The sequence below is a fragment of the Streptomyces tuirus genome (assembly GCF_014701095.1).
Lineage (GTDB): Bacteria > Actinomycetota > Actinomycetes > Streptomycetales > Streptomycetaceae > Streptomyces > Streptomyces tuirus.
Genome location: NZ_AP023439.1, coordinates 4,638,203 through 4,656,029 on the forward strand (window position 1 = coordinate 4,638,203; position 17,827 = coordinate 4,656,029).

The following is a 17,827-nucleotide window of genomic DNA, read 5'->3' on the forward strand; positions in this document are numbered from 1 at the left end:
CCGGACCCTGATATCGGCCCTGAGAGGCCGCTCGGGAAGCGTTCGAGGGGGAGGTCCGCGGAGATCAGGGGAGCCCTAGGGGTCGACCCTGATGCTCCTGTCTCCCGCACATGTGACCATCAATGGCATGTCGGAAGCCGCAGCAGCGCCACTCGCCGAACCGCGGCCGCCGCGCAAGCTCTACCGCAGCAGTGACGGACGCTGGCTCGGGGGCGTGGCGCGGGGCCTCGCCGGGCATCTCGGGCTGCCCGTGATCTGGGTCCGGCTGGTCTTCGTCGGCCTGTTCATGGCCGACGGACTCGGCGCGCTGCTGTACGCCGCGTTCTGGTTCTTCGTCCCGCTCGGCGTCGGCGGTGTGGAGGCGCAGAAGCCGCCGTCGCCCCTGACGGAGACCTCGTCCGACGGCCGCCGCAGGCTCGTCGCGCGCAGACCCGACAAGGGCCAGATCGTGGCCCTGCTCCTCATGGTCGTGGTGGCCATGGTCTTCGTCGGCAATGTGAACCTCAGCGGCGGAGCCAGGGCGTACCTCTGGCCGACGGTGTTCGTCGGCGCGGGTGTCGCCCTGGTCTGGCGGCAGGCGGACAACGCCCGCCGGGCCCGCTGGGCCGAGGTCGGCCGCCGCCGGCGCACGGTCACGCTGCTGCGCTCGGTGGGTGGCGTCCTGCTGGTGACGGCCGGCGTCTCCGGCATCTTCGTCCTGCAAGGGTCCGCGGCCCACCTCGGATCGGTCCTGCAGGCGGCCCTCGCGGTCCTCGTGGGGATAACGCTGCTCGCCGGGCCGTATCTGGTGCGCATGACGCAGGACCTCTCCGAGGAGCGCCTGATGCGCATCCGCGCCCAGGAGCGCGCGGAGGTCGCCGCCCATGTGCACGACTCGGTGCTGCACACCCTCACCCTGATACAGCGCAACGCGGAGAACGCGAACGAGGTCCGCCGCCTGGCCCGAGCCCAGGAGCGCGACCTGCGCACCTGGCTCTACAAGCCCGAGGGCACCGGCAAGGACGAGGCCGACGAGCCCACCACCCTCGCCGACGCCGTCCGGCGCAACGCGGCCGAGGTCGAGGACAAGCACGGCGTGCCCATCGAGGTCGTGGTCGTGGGCGACTGCCCGCTCGACGAGAGGATCTCCGCGCAGATGCAGGCCGCGCGGGAAGCAATGGTGAACGCCGCCAAGTACGGTGGCGAGGGCGGCGCCGTCCAGGTCTTCGCCGAGGTCGAGGGGAAGACGGTCTTCGTGTCCGTCCGGGACCGCGGCCCCGGCTTCGACCTCGGCTCGATACCCGCCGACCGGATGGGTGTCAGAGAATCGATCATCGGCCGCATGGAGCGCAACGGCGGTACGGCGCGGCTGCGCGCGGTGCCGGACGGCGGCACGGAGGTCGAGCTGGAGATGGAGAGGGCGGAGAAGACGTCATGAGCGACCCGACCGAGGCGAACGGTACGGCGGGATCGGCGGAGGCGGCCGGACCCGCGGAGTCGGGCGGCGGCCCCGGGCGTCATGTGCGCGTGGTCCTCGTGGACGACCACCGCATGTTCCGCACGGGGGTCCAGGCCGAGATCGGACAGACCGAGCAGACCGGAGTCGAGGTCGTCGGCGAGGCCGCGGACGTCGACCAGGCCGTCACGGTCATCACCGCGACCCGGCCCGAGGTGGTCCTCCTCGATGTGCACCTGCCGGGCGGGGGCGGCGTGGAAGTGCTGCGCCGCTGCGCCCCGTTGATGGGCGACACCGAGCAGCCGGTCCGCTTCCTCGCGCTGTCCGTGTCGGACGCGGCCGAAGACGTGATCGGCGTGATCCGTGGCGGGGCCCGCGGGTACGTCACCAAGACGATCACCGGCACGGACCTGGTGAACTCCGTGTTCCGTGTCCAGGAGGGCGACGCGGTCTTCTCCCCGCGCCTCGCCGGGTTCGTCCTGGACGCCTTCGCCTCCACGGACGCGCCGCCGGTCGACGAGGACCTGGACCGCCTGACCCAGCGCGAGCGCGAGGTGCTGCGGCTCATCGCGCGGGGCTACGCGTACAAGGAGATCGCCAAGCAGCTGTACATCTCCGTGAAGACGGTCGAGTCGCACGTCTCGGCGGTGCTGCGCAAGCTCCAGCTGTCGAACCGGCACGAGCTGACGCGCTGGGCGACGGCTCGCCGGCTGGTCTGACGCCGGCGCTCACACCACCCGGGTCGCCCCCGCGAACGGCATCTCGTCCAGCGGGGCGACACGCACCGGCGCGGAGGGGTTCGGTGCGTGGATCATCCGGCCGTTGCCGACGTAGATGCCGACATGGCTGATGCCGGCGTAGAAGAAGACCAGGTCGCCGGGGAGGAGTTCGGAGCGGGAGACGCGGCGGCCGGCGGCGATCTGGGAGTACGTCGTACGGGGCAGGGAGACGCCTGCGGCACGGTACGCGGCCTGGACGAGGCCCGAGCAGTCGAAGGCGTTCGGGCCGGTGGCGCCCCAGACGTAGGGGCTGCCGAGCTTCTGGTAGGCGTAGGAGACGGCCGTGGCGGCGCGGGAGTTGGGCGCCTGGGCCGTGGCGGGGCCGGGGGCCGTGAGGGTGTCCCGCGGGCCCGTCGAGCGCGAGGCACGGTCGGTCGATGCGCCCAGCCGGGAACGTTCCTGCACACTGAGCCGGGAGAGCAGCTGCCGTGCCGAGCCCAGTTTGCCGGTGATCGTCTTCTTGTGCCGCTTCAGCTCCGTCTGCCGCGACTTCAGGGACGTCAGCTCGATGTGGGCGGCCCCGCGCAGCTGCTCGATCTCCCGCAGCTGTCTGCGCACGCCCGCGACGGCGGCGTTCTGCCGGTTGCCGGCCCGCTCCACGAACTCGGCGTTCTCCAGGTACCGGTCGGGATCGTCGGACAGGGCGAGCTGCACCGCGGGGTCGAGGCCCCCGGCCCGGTACTGCGCGGCGGCAACCGAACCCAGCGCGTCGCGGGCGGAGTTGAGCCGCTCCTCCTTGCGCGCCGCCTGGTCCTGGAGGTCCTTCAGCCGCTGCCCGGCCGCCTCGGCCTTCTCCTTCGCGCCGTTGTACTTCTCGGTGGCGACCTCCGCCTCCTGGTACAGCTCGTCCACCTCGGCCTTGACCTGGGCGGGGCTGAGCTGTGGTTCGGCGTGTCCGGTGCCGTCCAGGCCCGTCGCCGTCGCCGCGCCCGCGAGGGCGATCGTGGCGGCCGTACGGGCCTTGCTGCCACCCGTCGAGCGCTGTCGGGGCTTGCGGTGCGCTGCCACCTGGAGGCCACGTCCTTTCCTCGACCGCCGAGGGGTGGGTGCGGCTGCCGGGGGGAGCGGACGGGCGGCCTGCGCGTCCGGCGACGGCCCGCACAGGGGGAGCGGATCGCCGCCGGACTTTTCGGCGGTGGTGTCCGACTGCCGCCCCTGGCCCGGGCGGCGGTGGGGAGCCGGGCACCTGGTGGAGGACGCTAAACGTCGCCGTACCGGGCCCGTGGCGGGTGTGCGGAAGTGGCGCGAGAGGACCGACGGTGACCGTATGCGACCGTGGACCCGCCGGGGCGCCGCCCACTTCACTCAGCGTGATGACCGATGCGCCGGATTCTGAGCGAGTGACCGTGATCGGGTGCTATGGGGCGCATATATGCATCACTGGGCCGGTGTCGGGTGCCTCTAGGCCCCTCATTAGGCTCCGGCCTCATGGACGTACTCATCCACCTCTTCGTCGGCCTCCACATCATCGGCATCGCCTCGCTCCTGGGAGGCTTCCTCACCCAGATGAAGGCGATGGGCGAGGGTACCGCCCGCTTCACCCCCGCGATGCTGCACGGCGCGTTCACGATGCTGGTCACCGGAGTGGTTCTCGTCGGCCTCAACCAGGCCGACGACCAGTCGGTGAACAACGTGAAGATCGGCGTGAAGCTGGCCCTGCTGATCGTGATCCTCGGCCTGGTCTATGTGAAGCGTGACGACGAGAAGGTGGACAAGGGGCTCTTCGGCCTGGTGGGTCTGCTGACCACGGCGAACATCTTCATCGCCGTGCTCTGGACCTGACCCGGGAGCGCCGGGCGCCGGCCCGGGCGGCGGCGAGAGCCCAGGCGGTGCACGCGAGCCAGGCGGCCACCGCGATCCACAGCAGCACCTCCCCGGCGGCGTCGAGCCAGGCGACGTCGAGCGCGGCGGCGACCGCCAGGGTGGCCGCCGCCGTCACCACCACGGCGAACACGGTCGCCCAGCGCCGCACGTCGTAGTGGTGCCGCGGCCAGAACAGCTCGGCGAGGATCAGGGCGACGCAGGCGATCAGCGCGAGCACGAGCAGCGTGACGGTCGTCGTGCGCAGGGCGCTGCTGTTCTCCTCGTTCCACAGGTACAGGCGCGAGCTGTCGGCACTGAGGAGCTTCGCCCCGGCCATCGAGGACACGGCGAGGGCGCCCGCCGCGAGCCAGTGGTCCCCGCGTCCCTCCTCCACCTGCCGGGGCTGGAAGCGGAACAGGGCGAAACAGTAGAGGGCGAGCCCGAGCCAGAACAGCACCAGGGCCGCGTGGGCGAGCCAGGCCGCCGAATCCGCCGCGGCGAGCGTCGCGCCGAGCACGGCGAGCCCTTCGGTGGCCACACACCGCAGGAACACCGTTCCGCGCCACCCCTGGGTCTCCGCGGTGAGCAGCACCGCCCAGAGCAGCATGGCGAGGGCGAGCAGAGCCTCGGCGAGGTGCTGCCGGCCTGCCGCGGAGAAGCCGGTGCCGAGGACGGCGGTCGCCGCCACGAGGGTGAGCGCGGCAGGCGTCTCCGCCCGCCACACGCCGTGCCACCGCTGGGCGAGGCCCGCGGCCGCCACCAGCCAGGCCGCGCAGGCCAGGCCGAGGGCGATGCGGGAGAGGACCTCGTACCCCGCCGAGTCGAGACCGACCGACACGATGCCGGTCGCCAGCGCATACGTCGCCCACCAGGTGGCAAACAGGGAGGGACCGGACATAGCGCCGATGCTAGAGAGCGCCGCGCGGGTTGAGAGAGGGGCACGCGCGTGTGCCCCTCAAAAACCTGGCGGGACTTCTAGGCCGGGCGTACCACGCTGTGGATCGCGGACTCGCCGTCGTAGTAGATCGACTCCTCGCGCACGTACGTGCCGGGCTTCGGGGCGTGGATCATCATGCCGTTGCCGATGTAGATCCCGACGTGGGTGACGTCGTCGTAGAAGAAAACCAGGTCGCCGGGCCGGGCCTGGGAGAGCGGGACCGTGGTGCCGGCGTTCACCTGGTCGTAGGTCGTGCGCGGCAGGGTGACGCCCGCGGCCTTCCAGGCGGCCCCGGTGAGGCCGGAGCAGTCGTAGGAGCCGGGGCCGACCGCGCCCCACACGTACGGCTTGCCGATCTGGGCCCGGGCGAAGGCGAGCGCCTTGTCGGCCTTGGTGGCGTACGAGGAGTCGGCCGGGGCCGTCGAGGAGGACGAGCCGGAACCCGACCCCGACGAGGAGGACCCGCTGTCCTGCTGCCGAGCCGCCTCGTCCTGGGCCTTCTGCTGCGCGGCCTGCTGCCGGGCCAGCTCGTCGGCCTTCCGGGTGGCCTCCGCCCGCTTCTCCTTCTCGATCGCCGCGAGCCGGGCCTTCTCCTCGGCGGTCAGCTTCGACATCAGCTCGCGGGCGTCGGCGAGCTTCCGCTGGACGGTGGCCTTGGCCGTCCGCAGGCCGGCCTGCGAGTCGGTGAGCGTCTCGAGGCTCTCGGTGGCCTCCTGCCGCTTCTTCATCGTCTCGGACTGCTGCGTGACGTAGTCGTCGACCGCGACCTTCTGCCGGCCGGTCATCCGGTCCATCAGCTGGGTCTGGTCGAAGTAGTCCTGCGGGGTGTCCGCGAGCAGGAACGTCGCGGTGTCCGGGGCGGCGGCGCCGGTACGGTACTGGGCGGAGGCGAAGGACCCCAGCTCCTCGCGCGCCTCGTTGAGCTTCTGGGTGCGCTCGGCGACGTCGTCGAGGAGGGTGTCGACGCGCTTGCGCTGCTTCGCGGTCTGCTCCTTGGCCGCGTTGTACTTGTCGGTCGCCGACTCTGCCTGGCGGTACAGGTCGTCGACCTTCTTCTCGACTTCCTCCAGGCTGGGCTTGTCGTCGGCCGCGGGGGCGGCGTTGGCCGACTGGGACAGCAGGGCCACGGAGGTGAGGGCCGCCGTTGCGAGGGCGGGGGTCCGTATGCCTGCCACGCGCGTACCCGTAGGGCGCGACTTGCGGTGCGACGCCAAGGGAGGCGACTCCTTCCACGTTCCGCCTACCGAGTTAGCTGTCGGGTTCGGGCGGGTGGTTCGGAAGGTTTGCCCTACGGCCGTCTCCGTACAGGGAGCCGGGCCGATTCACCCCAGGTTCACGGTTGGGTCCCCGGCTCCGGCTGCCGCTGCGGCGTGCCGGACTCGGCGGAGGCCGCGCGGCCCGGCGACGTTCGCCGGTGGGGGTCATGCGGCCTGGTCGCACGGTAGCCAACTCGTGTGGCGCCTGTGAAGGTTGATGGGTGATATGCCCGATACATTTTCGTGACCTTGTTCCCGAGCGTTGCCGAGAGTGAGCGATCGAGGGGGTTTGATCACGAATCATCCGCAATTGCGGGGGGTGTAGCAGCCCGTGATCGTGCTGTCATGGAGGGCGACAACGCGCCGCCGGTCCGGCCCGCGGGTGCCCCGGCGCGGGGCGATGTTCTCAGGGCGGCGGCGGGCTGTCAGTGGGGCGCCCTAGACTCGGAGAGCGATGAGCAGCCTCTTTGACGACAACTTCCTGGCGAACCTCCAGGCCCAGCGGGGCCCGGCCGACGAGCCCCCGCCGCCACCCGAGGACGATCACGTACCGGAGCCGATTCCGGACGATCTGTTCGACGGGAAGTTCGACGCGCCCCCGCACCGATGGGGGTCCCCCCGCTCGAGCGGAGCCGAGAGTGGGGGAGGCTACTACCGCGACGGCGCCCCCCGCCCGGTGATCGACTCCGCCGCGCTGCTGGAAGGGCTGAACGACAACCAGCGCGCCGCCGTCGTCCACTCCGGCTCCCCGCTGCTCATCGTGGCCGGAGCCGGCTCCGGCAAGACCCGGGTGCTCACGCACCGCATCGCCCACCTGCTCGCCGAGCGGGACGTGCACCCCGGCCAGATCCTCGCGATCACCTTCACCAACAAGGCCGCCGGCGAGATGAAGGAGCGCGTCGAGCAGCTCGTCGGCCCGCGCGCCAACGCCATGTGGGTCATGACCTTCCACAGCGCGTGCGTGCGCATCCTGCGCCGGGAGAGCAAGAAGCTCGGCTTCACCTCCTCCTTCTCGATCTACGACGCCGCCGACTCCAAGCGCCTCATGGCCCTGGTCTGCCGCGACCTGGACCTCGACCCCAAGCGCTTCCCGCCCAAGTCCTTCAGCGCCAAGATCAGCAACCTGAAGAACGAGCTGATCGACGAGGAGGACTTCGCCGCCCAGGCCACCGACGGCTTCGAGAAGACCCTCGCCCAGGCCTACGCCATGTACCAGTCGCGGCTGCGCGAGGCGAACGCCCTCGACTTCGACGACCTGATCATGACGACGGTCAACCTGCTGCGCGCCTTCCCGGACGTCGCCGAGCACTACCGCCGCCGCTTCCGCCATGTGCTGGTGGACGAGTACCAGGACACCAACCACGCCCAGTACGCCCTCGTCCGCGAGCTCGTCGGCACCGTTGAGCACCCCGTCGACGTCCCGCCCGAGGCGGAGGTCCCGCCCGCCGAGCTGTGCGTGGTGGGTGACGCCGACCAGTCGATCTACGCCTTCCGCGGCGCGACGATCCGCAACATCCTCCAGTTCGAGGAGGACTACCCGGACGCCACGACGATCCTGCTCGAGCAGAACTACCGCTCCACACAGACGATCCTCAGCGCCGCCAACGCCGTCATCGAGCGCAACGAGTCCCGCCGCCCCAAGAACCTGTGGACCAACGCGGGCAGCGGCGCACAGATCACCGGCTACGTCGCCGACACCGAGCACGACGAGGCGCAGTTCGTCGCCGAGGAGATAGACCGCCTCACCGACGCGGGCGATGCCAAGGCCGGCGACGTCGCCGTCTTCTACCGCACCAACGCCCAGTCCCGTGTCTTCGAAGAGATCTTCATCCGCGTCGGCCTGCCCTACAAGGTCGTCGGCGGCGTCCGCTTCTACGAGCGCAAGGAGGTCCGGGACGTCCTGGCCTACCTGCGGGTGCTCGCCAACCCGGAGGACTCGGTGCCGCTGCGCCGCATCCTCAACGTCCCCAAGCGGGGCATCGGCGACCGCGCCGAGGCGATGATCGACGCCCTGTCCCAGCGCGAGAAGATCAGCTTCCCGCAGGCGCTCAAGCGCGTCGACGAGGCGTACGGCATGGCCGCGCGCTCCACCAACGCCGTCAAGCGGTTCAACACGCTGATGGAGGACCTCCGCACCATCGTCGAGTCCGGCGCCGGCCCGGCCACGGTGCTGGAGGCCGTCCTGGAGCGCACCGGCTACCTCGCCGAGCTCCAGGCCTCCACGGACCCGCAGGACGAGACCCGGATCGAGAACCTCCAGGAACTCGCGGCCGTCGCCATGGAGTTCGAGCAGGAGCGCGGCGAGGACGAGCAGAGCACCCTGTCCGACTTCCTCGAACAGGTCGCGCTGGTCGCCGACTCCGACCAGATCCCCGATGAGGAGGACGGCGACGGTGTCATCACGCTGATGACCCTGCACACCGCCAAGGGCCTGGAGTTCCCGGTCGTCTTCCTGACCGGCATGGAGGACGGCGTCTTCCCGCACATGCGCGCCCTCGGCCAGACCAAGGAGCTGGAGGAGGAGCGGCGCCTGGCCTACGTCGGCATCACGCGCGCGCGGGAGCGGCTCTACCTGACCCGGTCCACGCTGCGCAGCGCCTGGGGCCAGCCCTCGTACAACCCCCCCTCCCGGTTCCTGGAGGAGATCCCGCCGGCCCACGTGGAGTGGAAGCGGACGGGAGCGACCGCGCCCGCGTCCTCCGGGCCGGTCTCGGCGGTGGCGGCCTCGCTGTCGTCGTCCCGCTCGCGCTCGTCGGCGTCGGGCGCCTCCGGGTTCGCCACCCGCCGCACCTCGGAGAAGCCCGTGGTGTCACTGGCGGTCGGGGACCGGGTCACCCACGACCAGTTCGGACTCGGGACCGTCGTCGGGGTCAAGGGCACGGGCGGCAACGCCGAGGCGACGATCGACTTCGGCGACACCAAGCCGAAGCGGCTGCTGCTGCGGTACGCGCCGGTGGAGAAGCTGTAGCGCCCTGAGAAGTGCCGGTGGGCCCCGTCCGCTCGACGGGCGGGGGCTGCCGGGACGTTACGACGGGTCGACGCCGTGGCTGCGCAGCCACGGGAGCGGGTCGATGGCCGAGCCGCCGCCCGGGCGCACCTCGAAGTGCAGGTGCGGTCCGGTGGAGTTGCCGGAGTTGCCGGAGCGCGCGATCGGATCGCCGGCCTTCACGGTCGTACCCGAGGCGACCGTGTACGTGGAGAGGTGGCAGTACCACGTCTCCGTGCCGTCCTTCGCGGTCACGATCATCATGTTGCCGTACGCGCTGTTCCACTGCGTGCGGACGGTGCCGTCGGTCGCGGCCATCACGGTCGTGCCGTACGAGACGGGGAAGTCGATGCCGCTGTGCAGGGACATCCAGTTGATGCCGGACTGCCCGTAGTAGGCGCTGAGTCCGTGCCGCGCGACCGGCAGGGCGAACTTGGGACGCAGCCGCTCCTTGCGGGCCGCCTCCTCCGCCGCCCTCTTCCTGTCGGCCACCTGCTGGGCCTTGAGGTCGATGCGCTCCTGCGTACGGCTGGCCCGGTCGGCGAAGTCGTCGGCGCCGGCGGACAGGCTCTGCAGCTGCGTGTCCAGCTTGTTGTTGGCGGCGGCCGGCTTGACCGGCTGCGCGTCCGCCGCCGTCGTCTGCGCCTCCGCGGCGCTGTCGTCGGAGAGCGTGCCGACGGAGGCGGCGGCGATCCCGGCGACACCCATCACACAGGCGGAGGGCACCGCGATGGTCATCAGCGCCGAGCGCTTGGGGGGCGTACGGCGGCGGGAGCGGGAGCCGGCGCGCGAGGCCGCCCGGGGGGAGGGGGCCGCAGTGACGTCCTCCTGGTCGTCCAGGAGCGGGGCGACGACGGGCAGTTCACCCGTGGCGGCCGGCTCATCGCCGTCCGCGGCGGGGTCGCGGTAGTCCGCCCCGGCGGATTCGTCGTACGTGACCTGGTCGAAAGTCGCGGTCTCGAGCTGGTCGAAGGTCGCGGTCTCGAGCTGGTCGAACGGCGTGGCCCCGTGCTGGTCGAAGGTTTCGGCGGGGTGCTCGTACGCGTCGGGCGCCGGTGCGGCGGTGCCGTCGGCGTTCCACTGCGTCGCGTCGTAGGCGCCCGTGTCGAAGGTCTGCGTGCCCCACTCCCAGTGCTGGGTGTGGTCGGCGGGGTTGCCGGCCTGGTCGGGCTGGAGCCAGGCGCCCGCGTCCCACTGCCCGCTGACGTCCGGGGACGGGGCCTGGGAGGGGATGGCCGACATGGGCTGCTGCTCGGGCGTCCAGGAGGTCGTGTCGTAGACGCCGGTGTCGTAGGCGGCGTGGTGCTGGGCCGCGTAGGCGTCGTAGTGCACGTTCTCGTGCGTGCCGGTGGGCCAGTGGCCGGTGCCGTAAGTGCCCATGTCCTGGCCGCTGCCCGGCATGTCGCCGAAGAGGGGGTCGGTCGCGAAGCTCGCGGTGCCGTGCCCGGTGGCGTCGAAACCGGCGCCGTGGGTACCGGTGGGGTGGGCACCGGTGGCGTCAAAACCGGTGGCGGCGTAGTCGCCGTACGTGGTGAAGTCGCCGTACTGGGCTTCCTGGGTGCCGTACGACGCGTAGTGCGCGGAGGCGGCGTCGGAAGCCGGAGCCGGGGTCATGGTCCCCGACGGGTGACGGTCGTTCACCAACTTCTCTTTCGCCTCGACAACAGGGGCTGCCAGAGCAGTGCGGCGACTGTACCCGGCGGTACGCGGGCACGACAATCTTCGGCAGGTTTCGCGCGCGCAGGAAACGGGCATTCGACCGTCTTTTGGCGGACGGCGGGCACGGGTTTGGCTCTGTGTTCGAAGTTTGTTCGAGCTTGATCGGTGCTGTGGTGCCGAGTGATCGCTGTATGACGAGTCTCAGGCGACTGTCAGACCGGCGGCGCGTTCGGTGGAGGGTTCACCCGGGTGGGCCGTGTCGAGGACCTGCCGGATGCCGTTGGCGACGGCGGGGTGCACGGGCAGGGCGAGATGACCGATGCCGGTCACACGCACGTTCTGCGCCATCAGATCCGGATGATCGATGCGGGCCGTCTCCGGCGGGTCCATCACATGGTCCAGGTCGCTCCAGAAGCCCACGAAGTGCGTACGGCAGTCAGGGGCGGGCAGAGTGAGCTCCTCGAGCACCGGTGAGCCGGGGCGCATCTGGCGCACGATGGGGTGCGCGTCCGCCACGGGCATCACCCGGGTCCCCGAGTGCGGCGTGCCGAGCGTGACAAGGGTCCGCACGCGTGCGTCGCCGCCGAGACGCTGTACGTAGTAACGCGCTATCAGGCCGCCGAGACTGTGCCCGACGACATCGACCTGCCCGGCCCCCGTGCGCTCGCAGATCTCCTCGATGCGACGGCCGAGCAGCTCGGCGGCCGCGCGTATGTCGCAGGTCAGGGGTGAGTAGTTGAGGGACTCGATCCGCTGCCTGCCGTGCTGGGCGAGGCTGCGGCGCAGCAGGACGAAGACCGAGCGGTTGTCGATGAAGCCGTGCAGCAGCAGAACCGGAGGCTTGGCCTCCGTGGGCAGTTGGGCGGCGCCGTCCACGGGCAGGGCCGGGACGGGGGTGCGCCGCTCCTGGGTGATGCCGGACGGGTAGAGGAGGAGATGCCCGGCCAGGATCGCGATCTCCAGTGCGGTGGCCTTGAGGAGAGCCAGGGAGAGTCCCGCCAGCCTGCCCGGCAGCAGGCGCTCGCAGAACGGTAGAAAGGGCAGAGCCGCCCTGGTGACCTTCATGGCCGTCCTCCTGTCGGCACGCGGGAGGACGCCTGCGCCCCCCATGTGCCCTCGTGGGGAGCAGCTGCGAAGACGGCCGGCGATGACCGCGAGAGCGGCGTGAGCCGCGTGAGCTGCGAGGGCAGAGCGCGGCGTGTGGCGTGTGGGACGCCGGTGGTGCGACGGGGGTCCCCGATCGGTGGGGTGACGAGGCTCCCCGCTGGTGCGCCGTGTCTGCCCTGCGTGCCCTGCGTGCCCTGCGTGTTGTGCGTGCGGTGCTTGGCCTGTGTGCCTTCGCCGAGGCGCGGTTCCGCCGCGGTGCGTGGTCGGTGCGGCGGTACGGCGACTTCGGTGCGACTCCCCTTGCGCTTGTCCCATCGTGTGATTTCCCCCTCGCTGTCCACCGCGAAACTGCCGGTTGCGGGATCCTGGAGATAACGTTCGTTCACTTGCCCGGACGGTTCGGGGTGGGGTGTCCGTGCGGTGCGGCGTGTACGGCTTGCCCGATGTGTGCGGTACTTGTCGGTACGGATGGATGTAGTCGCTTCATGGAGGCAGTGATGGGTGTGGCAGCCGGTCCGATCCGCGTGGTGGTGGCCAAGCCGGGGCTCGACGGCCACGATCGCGGGGCCAAGGTGATCGCGCGGGCCCTGCGCGACGCCGGTATGGAGGTCATCTACACCGGCCTCCACCAGACTCCCGAGCAGATCGTCGACACGGCGATCCAGGAGGACGCCGACGCGATCGGCCTGTCCATCCTCTCCGGAGCGCACAACACGCTCTTCGCGGCGGTGATCGAACTGCTCAAGGAGCGGGACGCGGAGGACATCCTGGTCTTCGGCGGCGGGATCATCCCCGAGGCGGACATCCCTCTTCTGAAGGAGAAGGGCGTCGCGGAGATCTTCACCCCGGGCGCGACGACGGGGTCGATCGTGGACTGGGTCAGGACCAACGCCCGCCAGCCCGCGCAGGCATAGAACTCCGGCGGTCCGGCCCGGGCTCCCTTGCCCGGCCGGGGCCGGTGCGCCACCGGTTCGTTGCCCGGCCGGGGCCGGTGCGTCCCCGGTTCGGCGGGGCGCAACGACTGTTTCTCTCGGCCGCCCAGGTCGTCGGCGTGCTCCAACGAAGCCTTGGTGTGCTCCAACGACCAACGCATCCTCGGTGTGCTCCCAACGCATTCTCGGTGTGCTCCCACGAGTCGTCTGCGTGCACCGAAGGGCCGGCTGCCGGGCGGCGCCTGGTGCTGCCGGCTGCCGCGTGGAGAGAGACGGGTGGCGCGTGGAGAGAGACGGGTCGCGGATAACGGGTTGCGGCGCGCGTTGCCGAGGCCGCGGACGGGGCAGGACCCTCCCAGCTCCTCGGTGGACGGGGGGCAGGCTCCTTCCAGCTCCTCGGTGGACGGGGGTCAGCCCCCTCGCAGCTCCTCCGTTGACGGGCGTCAGGCCCCTTCCAGCTCCTCGGTCATCGCCGCGCGCAAGCGCAGGGTCGTGACCAGGCGTTGGAAGGCCTCCGCCCAGTAGCCGCCGGCTCCGGGGGACGCGTCCTCCGGTTCGTCGGGCACGGCCAGCAGGGCGTCGAGCCGGGAGGCCTCGGACGGATCGAGGCAGCGCTCGGCCAGGCCCATGACTCCGCTGAAACTCCATGGATAACTCCCCGCGTCCCGAGCGATGTTGAGCGCGTCCACCACCGCCCGGCCGAGCGGCGCCGCCCACGGCACCGCGCACACCCCGAGCAGCTGGAAGGCCTCGGACAACCCGTGCGCGGCGATGAAACCGGCCACCCACTCGGCCCGTTCGGCGGCGTCCAGCGTGCCGAGCAGCTTGGCGCGTTCGGCCAGCGACACCGCACCCGGACCACCCGCGTCCGCCGCCGACGGCTCGCCGAGCAGCGCCCGTGACCACTCGGCGTCCCGCTGGCGCACCGCCGCCCGGCACCACGCCGCGTGCAGTTCGCCCTGCCAGTCGTCCGCCACCGGCAGCGCCACGATCTCCTGGGGCGTGCGTCCGCCGAGCCGCCGTGGCCAGGTCGCGAGCGGTGCCGCCTCCACCAACTGACCGAGCCACCAGGACCGTTCGCCGCGTCCTGCGGGGGCCTTCGCCACGACGCCGTCGCGTTCCATGCCCGGATCGCACTCGTGCGGAGCCTCGACGGCGATCGTCGGAGCATTCGTCGTGGTCCCTGCTGGTTCCCCGTTCTCGACGCCGTTCCCTCCGGGCTGTGCGGTCCGTGTGTGGTCGATGGCCACACACGCCCCGGCCCTGACCGCCATCCGCGCGGCCAGCGCCGAACCGGGCAGGGCGGACAGCAGTTCCGCCGCCGTCGCCCGGACGTTGCGGCTGCGGTCGGCCAGGGCCTGCTCCAGGAACGGCTCGTCGTCCGGGCTCAGGCCCGCGCGCAGGGAGTCGAGGAACATCAGCCGGTCCTCGGCCCGTTCCGTCGCCCAGGTCGTCGCGAGCAGGTCGCGTGCGGCGGCCGGTTCGCGGGACCGCAGGGCGGACAGCAGGGCGACCCGTTCGGCGAACAGGCCCTCCTGCCATAGCTGCTGGACGCTCTCGTCGTCCTGGGGTTGCGGCGGGGCCGCTCCGCCGCCCGGGGTCGCACGCAGGGCGAACCGCCAGTCCGGGTTCAGCCGGGCCAGCCACAGGGCACGTGGCCCCGCGAACTCCAGCGCCGCCGGCCGCAGATCGGTACGGCCCCGGGCCGCGTCCAGCAACGCCGGGAGCACCTGCGGAGGGGGTGCGAACCCACGGGCGTTCGCCAAAGCGAGCCACTGCGGCAGCAGTTCCGTCAGATCGGGCGCCGCTCCCCGCCGGCCGCCGCCGGACGGGCCGGGCCGGTCGGCCAGCAGCATCGCGAGTCGGCGGGCGGCCGCCGGGGGCAGGGCCGGACGCGGGTCCTCCGGGGCAGGCTGCAGAGGCTCGGCCGCCCGCGCCGGGCGCCGACCGGCCCGGCGCCGTACGGTCTCCACGGCCGCCGCGTCCAGCAGCGCCGCGGGCGCGTCCGGGCCCGGTGCGGTGCCCGGCGGGGTGCGGCGGTCGGTGCCCAGCAGCGCGGTGGTGACGAGCCCCTCCCAGACGTCCGCGCCGGGCGCGTCCACAGGAGCGGAGGTCCTGGTCATGAGGTTCCTTTCCGAGGGACGCCCGGTGGTTGAAGGCTCGCCCTCACCCGTTGTCCCGTGATGCGTGAACGGTTGTTGGATCTGTGAGAAGGGCGTATGCGGTGGTGACGCCGTGGGTGAGACCACCGTCGGCTCAGCACAGCGCGACCGCGTCACCCGTGCCCTCGGGCCAAGCCGTCAGCGGGGTGAAGCCCTGGTGGCCGTACTCGCCGAAGACTCTGACCGGGGCGCCGCCCGACAGCGCGACGAGCCGCCACAGGCCCGGCCGGGAGCGGGTGGCGGGGGTGAGTGGCAACGCCGCGTCCCCGTCGGCGTCCGCCAGCTGCCAGGAGTCGCCGTCCGGGGCCGGAACGACCCGGTTCAGCGTCACCGGGACGGACTCCAGCCACGGATCGTCCCGCAGGGCGTCGCCGTAACGGGCCGCCGCCTGGGACGTGGTCATCCCGGGCGGACGTATCGCCGCCGGCGCGGGCGGGGCGAACTGCTCGCCCAGGGCCACCCGCTGCTGCCCGTCACCCGGATACGCGGACACCTCCGCCTCCAGGGCCAGTCCCACCGGCAGCGCCAGCTCCGGGGCGCGGCCCGCGGCGCCATAGGAGAGGAGCAGGACAGTGCGGTGCGAGCCCGCGCCGTGCAGCCAGATCCGGCGGGTCGTCAGGCGCGGGTCCGTCGTGTCGTACTGGGCGAGGACCAGCCAGCGGTCGCGCAGCGGCGGGCCGTCCGCGGAGGCCGGCAGGCCCATGCGGGAGCGGACCGTGGCGGCGAGGCCGTCCGGGAGCCGCTCGCGGCGCAGCCAGCCCCGACCGAGGAGATGCAGCAACGCGCACTCCTCCAGCAGCCGTACCGGCCAGCCCGGACCCGTCGACGGGATCGCACCCAACTCCCGCACCCGGCCCGCCAGACCCTGGGCCTGCGCGTCGACCATGCGGGCCGCCGTCTCCTCCCAGAGGCCGTACCCCGACTGCTCCGCCGTCGCCAGGCCGCCGCGCAGCAGATCGGCCAAGCGCTGCTCCAGCTCCACCGCGCCCGACGTGACCCGCTCGGCCCGGCGCTCCGCCCGGCGCCGCGCCGCCTCCGGATCAGCGGACCCGGACGGCGCACCGGAGACGTCCCCGGCCTTCTTCTCCGCGCGCCTGCGCCGCCCCGCCGCCCACTCCCCGGCCCATTCCGGAGCCTGCGCCCGCGGTACGGCCGCGACGTCGGCGGCCCAGAGCAGCAGCAGCCCGAGTGCGTGCTTGCACGGGAACTTGCGGCTCGGACAACTGCACTTGTACGCGGGACCTGCGGCGTCCGCGATGTCCACGACCGTCTGATACGGCTTGCTTCCGCTGCCCTTGCACAGCCCCCACACCGTCCCCTCGTCGGAACTCCCCGCCTCGGACCACGGCCCTGCCGCGCCCAGTTTGCTTCCCGCTTTGCGTGATGCGGCGTCAGGCGCCAGTGCCAGCACCTGGTCCGCGGTCCAGCGCACCCCCTGCTGAGTCATGTCATCGAAGGTAGATCCCACCACTGACAATCGGGTCCGCGAGCGGCCCCGGCATGGCGTTTCCGCAGGTCAGGACGGATTGTCAGTGGTGTGGTGCAACGTTGGTGCCAGATCCAAACCGGCCGAGCTGGAGGGGGACTTTGCCATGACTGTGTCCGTGGAGCCGACGTCCGTCGAAGCGGGGGAGACGGAAGCCGCCCAGGCGTTGCGACCGCACGCCGAGGACGCCTTCGCGCAGGAACTCGCCGCGCTGGCCGCCCAGGACGACCGGCCGCGCCCGGCCCGCTGGAAGCTGTCGCCGTGGGCCGTCGCGACCTACCTGCTCGGCGGCACGCTGCCGGACGGCACGGTGATCAGTCCCAAGTACGTCGGCCCGCGCCGCATCGTCGAGGTCGCCGTCACCACGCTCGCCACCGACCGCGCCCTGCTCCTGCTCGGCGTGCCGGGCACGGCGAAGACGTGGGTGTCCGAGCACCTGGCCGCCGCCGTCAGCGGCGACTCCACGCTGCTGGTGCAGGGCACCGCCGGCACCCCGGAAGAGGCCATCCGCTACGGCTGGAACTACGCGCAGCTGCTCGCCCACGGCCCGAGCCGCGACGCCCTCGTACCCAGCCCGGTGATGCGGGCCATGGCGGAGGGCATGACGGCCCGCGTCGAGGAGCTGACCCGCATCCCGGCCGACGTGCAGGACACGCTCATCACGATCCTGTCCGAGAAGACGCTGCCGATACCGGAGCTCGGCCAGGAAGTGCAGGCGGTCCGCGGCTTCAACCTGATCGCCACGGCCAACGACCGCGACCGCGGGGTCAACGACCTGTCCAGCGCCCTGCGCCGCCGCTTCAACACGGTGGTGCTGCCGCTGCCGGAGAGCCCCGAGGCCGAGGTCGACATCGTCTCGCGGCGCGTCGACCAGATCGGCCGCTCCCTCGACCTGCCGGCCGCCCCCGACGGGCTGGTCGAGATCCGCCGGGTCGTCACGGTCTTCCGCGAGCTGCGCGACGGGGTCACCGCCGACGGCCGGACGAAGCTGAAATCGCCCAGCGGCACGCTGTCCACGGCCGAGGCGATCTCCGTCGTCACCAACGGGCTGGCCCTGGCGGCCCACTTCGGCGACGGCGTGCTGCGGCCGGGCGATGTCGCCGCGGGCATCCTCGGCGCGGTGGTCCGCGACCCGGCGGCGGACCGGGTCATCTGGCAGGAGTACCTGGAGACGGTGGTCCGCGAGCGGGACGGCTGGAAGGACTTCTACCGCGCCTGCCGCGAGGTGAGCGTGTGAGCGACACGGGGGTGGCTGTCCCAGGTGGCAGGACGGCGGACCGAGCGG

At 72.0% G+C, this 17,827-nt stretch carries 13 protein-coding genes and 1 riboswitch; of the genes, 6 read left to right on the forward strand and 7 right to left on the reverse strand.

Annotation, left to right across the window (positions count from 1 at the left end):
* Window positions 1–127 precede the first annotated feature (127 nt).
* Complete coding sequence (locus IGS69_RS21495) at window positions 128–1,417, forward strand: ATP-binding protein (RefSeq protein ID WP_190902166.1); 1,290 nt, start codon at window positions 128–130, stop codon at window positions 1,415–1,417.
* Window positions 1,414–2,154, forward strand: a complete 741-nt coding sequence (locus IGS69_RS21500; RefSeq protein WP_031107538.1) for a LuxR C-terminal-related transcriptional regulator — start codon at window positions 1,414–1,416, stop codon at window positions 2,152–2,154. Before IGS69_RS21495 ends, IGS69_RS21500 begins: the two co-directional genes overlap by 4 nt.
* Window positions 2,155–2,163: 9 nt before the next feature.
* Here IGS69_RS21500 and IGS69_RS21505 read toward each other — a convergent pair whose 3' ends face one another.
* Entirely contained in the window at window positions 2,164–3,222 is a 1,059-nt protein-coding gene (locus tag IGS69_RS21505; protein WP_190902167.1) for a C40 family peptidase, read from the reverse strand.
* Window positions 3,223–3,642: 420 nt separating this feature from the next.
* On the opposite strand from IGS69_RS21505, the gene IGS69_RS21510 reads away from it, so the two are divergent.
* Window positions 3,643–3,996, forward strand: coding sequence for a hypothetical protein (locus IGS69_RS21510; RefSeq protein ID WP_190902168.1), 354 nt, complete (start codon window positions 3,643–3,645; stop codon window positions 3,994–3,996).
* Here the strand turns inward: IGS69_RS21510 and IGS69_RS21515 are convergent.
* Both IGS69_RS21515 and IGS69_RS21520 read right to left on the reverse strand, forming a co-directional pair.
* Entirely contained in the window at window positions 3,974–4,915 is a 942-nt protein-coding gene (locus IGS69_RS21515; RefSeq protein WP_190902169.1) for an SLAC1 family transporter, read from the reverse strand. The genes IGS69_RS21510 and IGS69_RS21515 overlap by 23 nt on opposite strands.
* Before the next feature lie 77 nt (window positions 4,916–4,992).
* Window positions 4,993–6,168, reverse strand: a complete 1,176-nt coding sequence (locus tag IGS69_RS21520; protein ID WP_190902170.1) for a C40 family peptidase — start codon at window positions 6,166–6,168, stop codon at window positions 4,993–4,995.
* Window positions 6,169–6,176: 8 nt separating this feature from the next.
* Window positions 6,177–6,335: riboswitch (cyclic di-AMP (ydaO/yuaA leader) on the reverse strand.
* 329 nt (window positions 6,336–6,664) lie between these two features.
* Between IGS69_RS21520 and pcrA the strand changes: the two genes are divergently transcribed.
* Entirely contained in the window at window positions 6,665–9,178 is a 2,514-nt protein-coding gene (gene pcrA, locus IGS69_RS21525) for a DNA helicase PcrA (protein WP_190902171.1), read from the forward strand.
* Window positions 9,179–9,235: 57 nt separating this feature from the next.
* On the opposite strand, the gene IGS69_RS21530 is transcribed toward pcrA, so the two are convergent.
* Window positions 9,236–10,837 (reverse strand): M23 family metallopeptidase, encoded by a 1,602-nt coding sequence (locus IGS69_RS21530; protein ID WP_232543604.1) that lies wholly within the window; start codon window positions 10,835–10,837, stop codon window positions 9,236–9,238.
* Window positions 10,838–11,056: 219 nt separating this feature from the next.
* Window positions 11,057–11,920, reverse strand: coding sequence for an esterase/lipase family protein (locus IGS69_RS21535; RefSeq protein WP_190902173.1), 864 nt, complete (start codon window positions 11,918–11,920; stop codon window positions 11,057–11,059).
* Window positions 11,921–12,459: 539 nt separating this feature from the next.
* On the opposite strand from IGS69_RS21535, the gene IGS69_RS21540 reads away from it, so the two are divergent.
* Window positions 12,460–12,876, forward strand: a complete 417-nt coding sequence (locus IGS69_RS21540; RefSeq protein WP_185014672.1) for a cobalamin B12-binding domain-containing protein — start codon at window positions 12,460–12,462, stop codon at window positions 12,874–12,876.
* A gap of 461 nt (window positions 12,877–13,337) precedes the next feature.
* Here IGS69_RS21540 and IGS69_RS21545 read toward each other — a convergent pair whose 3' ends face one another.
* The gene (locus tag IGS69_RS21545; RefSeq protein WP_190902174.1) at window positions 13,338–15,017 is read right to left on the reverse strand and encodes a DUF5691 domain-containing protein; all 1,680 of its coding nucleotides are present in this window, start codon (window positions 15,015–15,017) and stop codon (window positions 13,338–13,340) included.
* Between the two features lie 133 nt (window positions 15,018–15,150).
* Complete coding sequence (locus IGS69_RS21550; RefSeq protein ID WP_190902175.1) at window positions 15,151–16,503, reverse strand: SWIM zinc finger family protein; 1,353 nt, start codon at window positions 16,501–16,503, stop codon at window positions 15,151–15,153.
* Between the two features lie 145 nt (window positions 16,504–16,648).
* On the opposite strand from IGS69_RS21550, the gene IGS69_RS21555 reads away from it, so the two are divergent.
* Window positions 16,649–17,779 carry an ATP-binding protein gene (locus IGS69_RS21555; RefSeq protein ID WP_030842011.1) on the forward strand — a complete coding sequence of 377 codons (1,131 nt, stop codon included), beginning with the start codon at window positions 16,649–16,651 and terminating at the stop codon, window positions 17,777–17,779.
* Window positions 17,780–17,827: the final 48 nt, after the last annotated feature.

Excerpts from the sequence above, each read along its gene's own strand:
- IGS69_RS21545 (WP_190902174.1), bottom strand. The coding sequence starts at position 15,017 with ATGACCAGGACCTCCGCTCCTGTGGACGCGCCCGGCGCGGACGTCTGG.
- IGS69_RS21535 (WP_190902173.1), bottom strand. The coding sequence starts at position 11,920 with ATGAAGGTCACCAGGGCGGCTCTGCCCTTTCTACCGTTCTGCGAGCGC.
- IGS69_RS21495 (WP_190902166.1), top strand. The coding sequence starts at position 128 with ATGTCGGAAGCCGCAGCAGCGCCACTCGCCGAACCGCGGCCGCCGCGC.
- pcrA (WP_190902171.1), top strand. The coding sequence starts at position 6,665 with ATGAGCAGCCTCTTTGACGACAACTTCCTGGCGAACCTCCAGGCCCAG.
- IGS69_RS21555 (WP_030842011.1), top strand. The coding sequence starts at position 16,649 with ATGACTGTGTCCGTGGAGCCGACGTCCGTCGAAGCGGGGGAGACGGAA.
- IGS69_RS21500 (WP_031107538.1), top strand. The coding sequence starts at position 1,414 with ATGAGCGACCCGACCGAGGCGAACGGTACGGCGGGATCGGCGGAGGCG.
- IGS69_RS21510 (WP_190902168.1), top strand. The coding sequence starts at position 3,643 with ATGGACGTACTCATCCACCTCTTCGTCGGCCTCCACATCATCGGCATC.
- IGS69_RS21515 (WP_190902169.1), bottom strand. The coding sequence starts at position 4,915 with ATGTCCGGTCCCTCCCTGTTTGCCACCTGGTGGGCGACGTATGCGCTG.
- IGS69_RS21540 (WP_185014672.1), top strand. The coding sequence starts at position 12,460 with ATGGGTGTGGCAGCCGGTCCGATCCGCGTGGTGGTGGCCAAGCCGGGG.
- IGS69_RS21550 (WP_190902175.1), bottom strand. The coding sequence starts at position 16,503 with ATGACTCAGCAGGGGGTGCGCTGGACCGCGGACCAGGTGCTGGCACTG.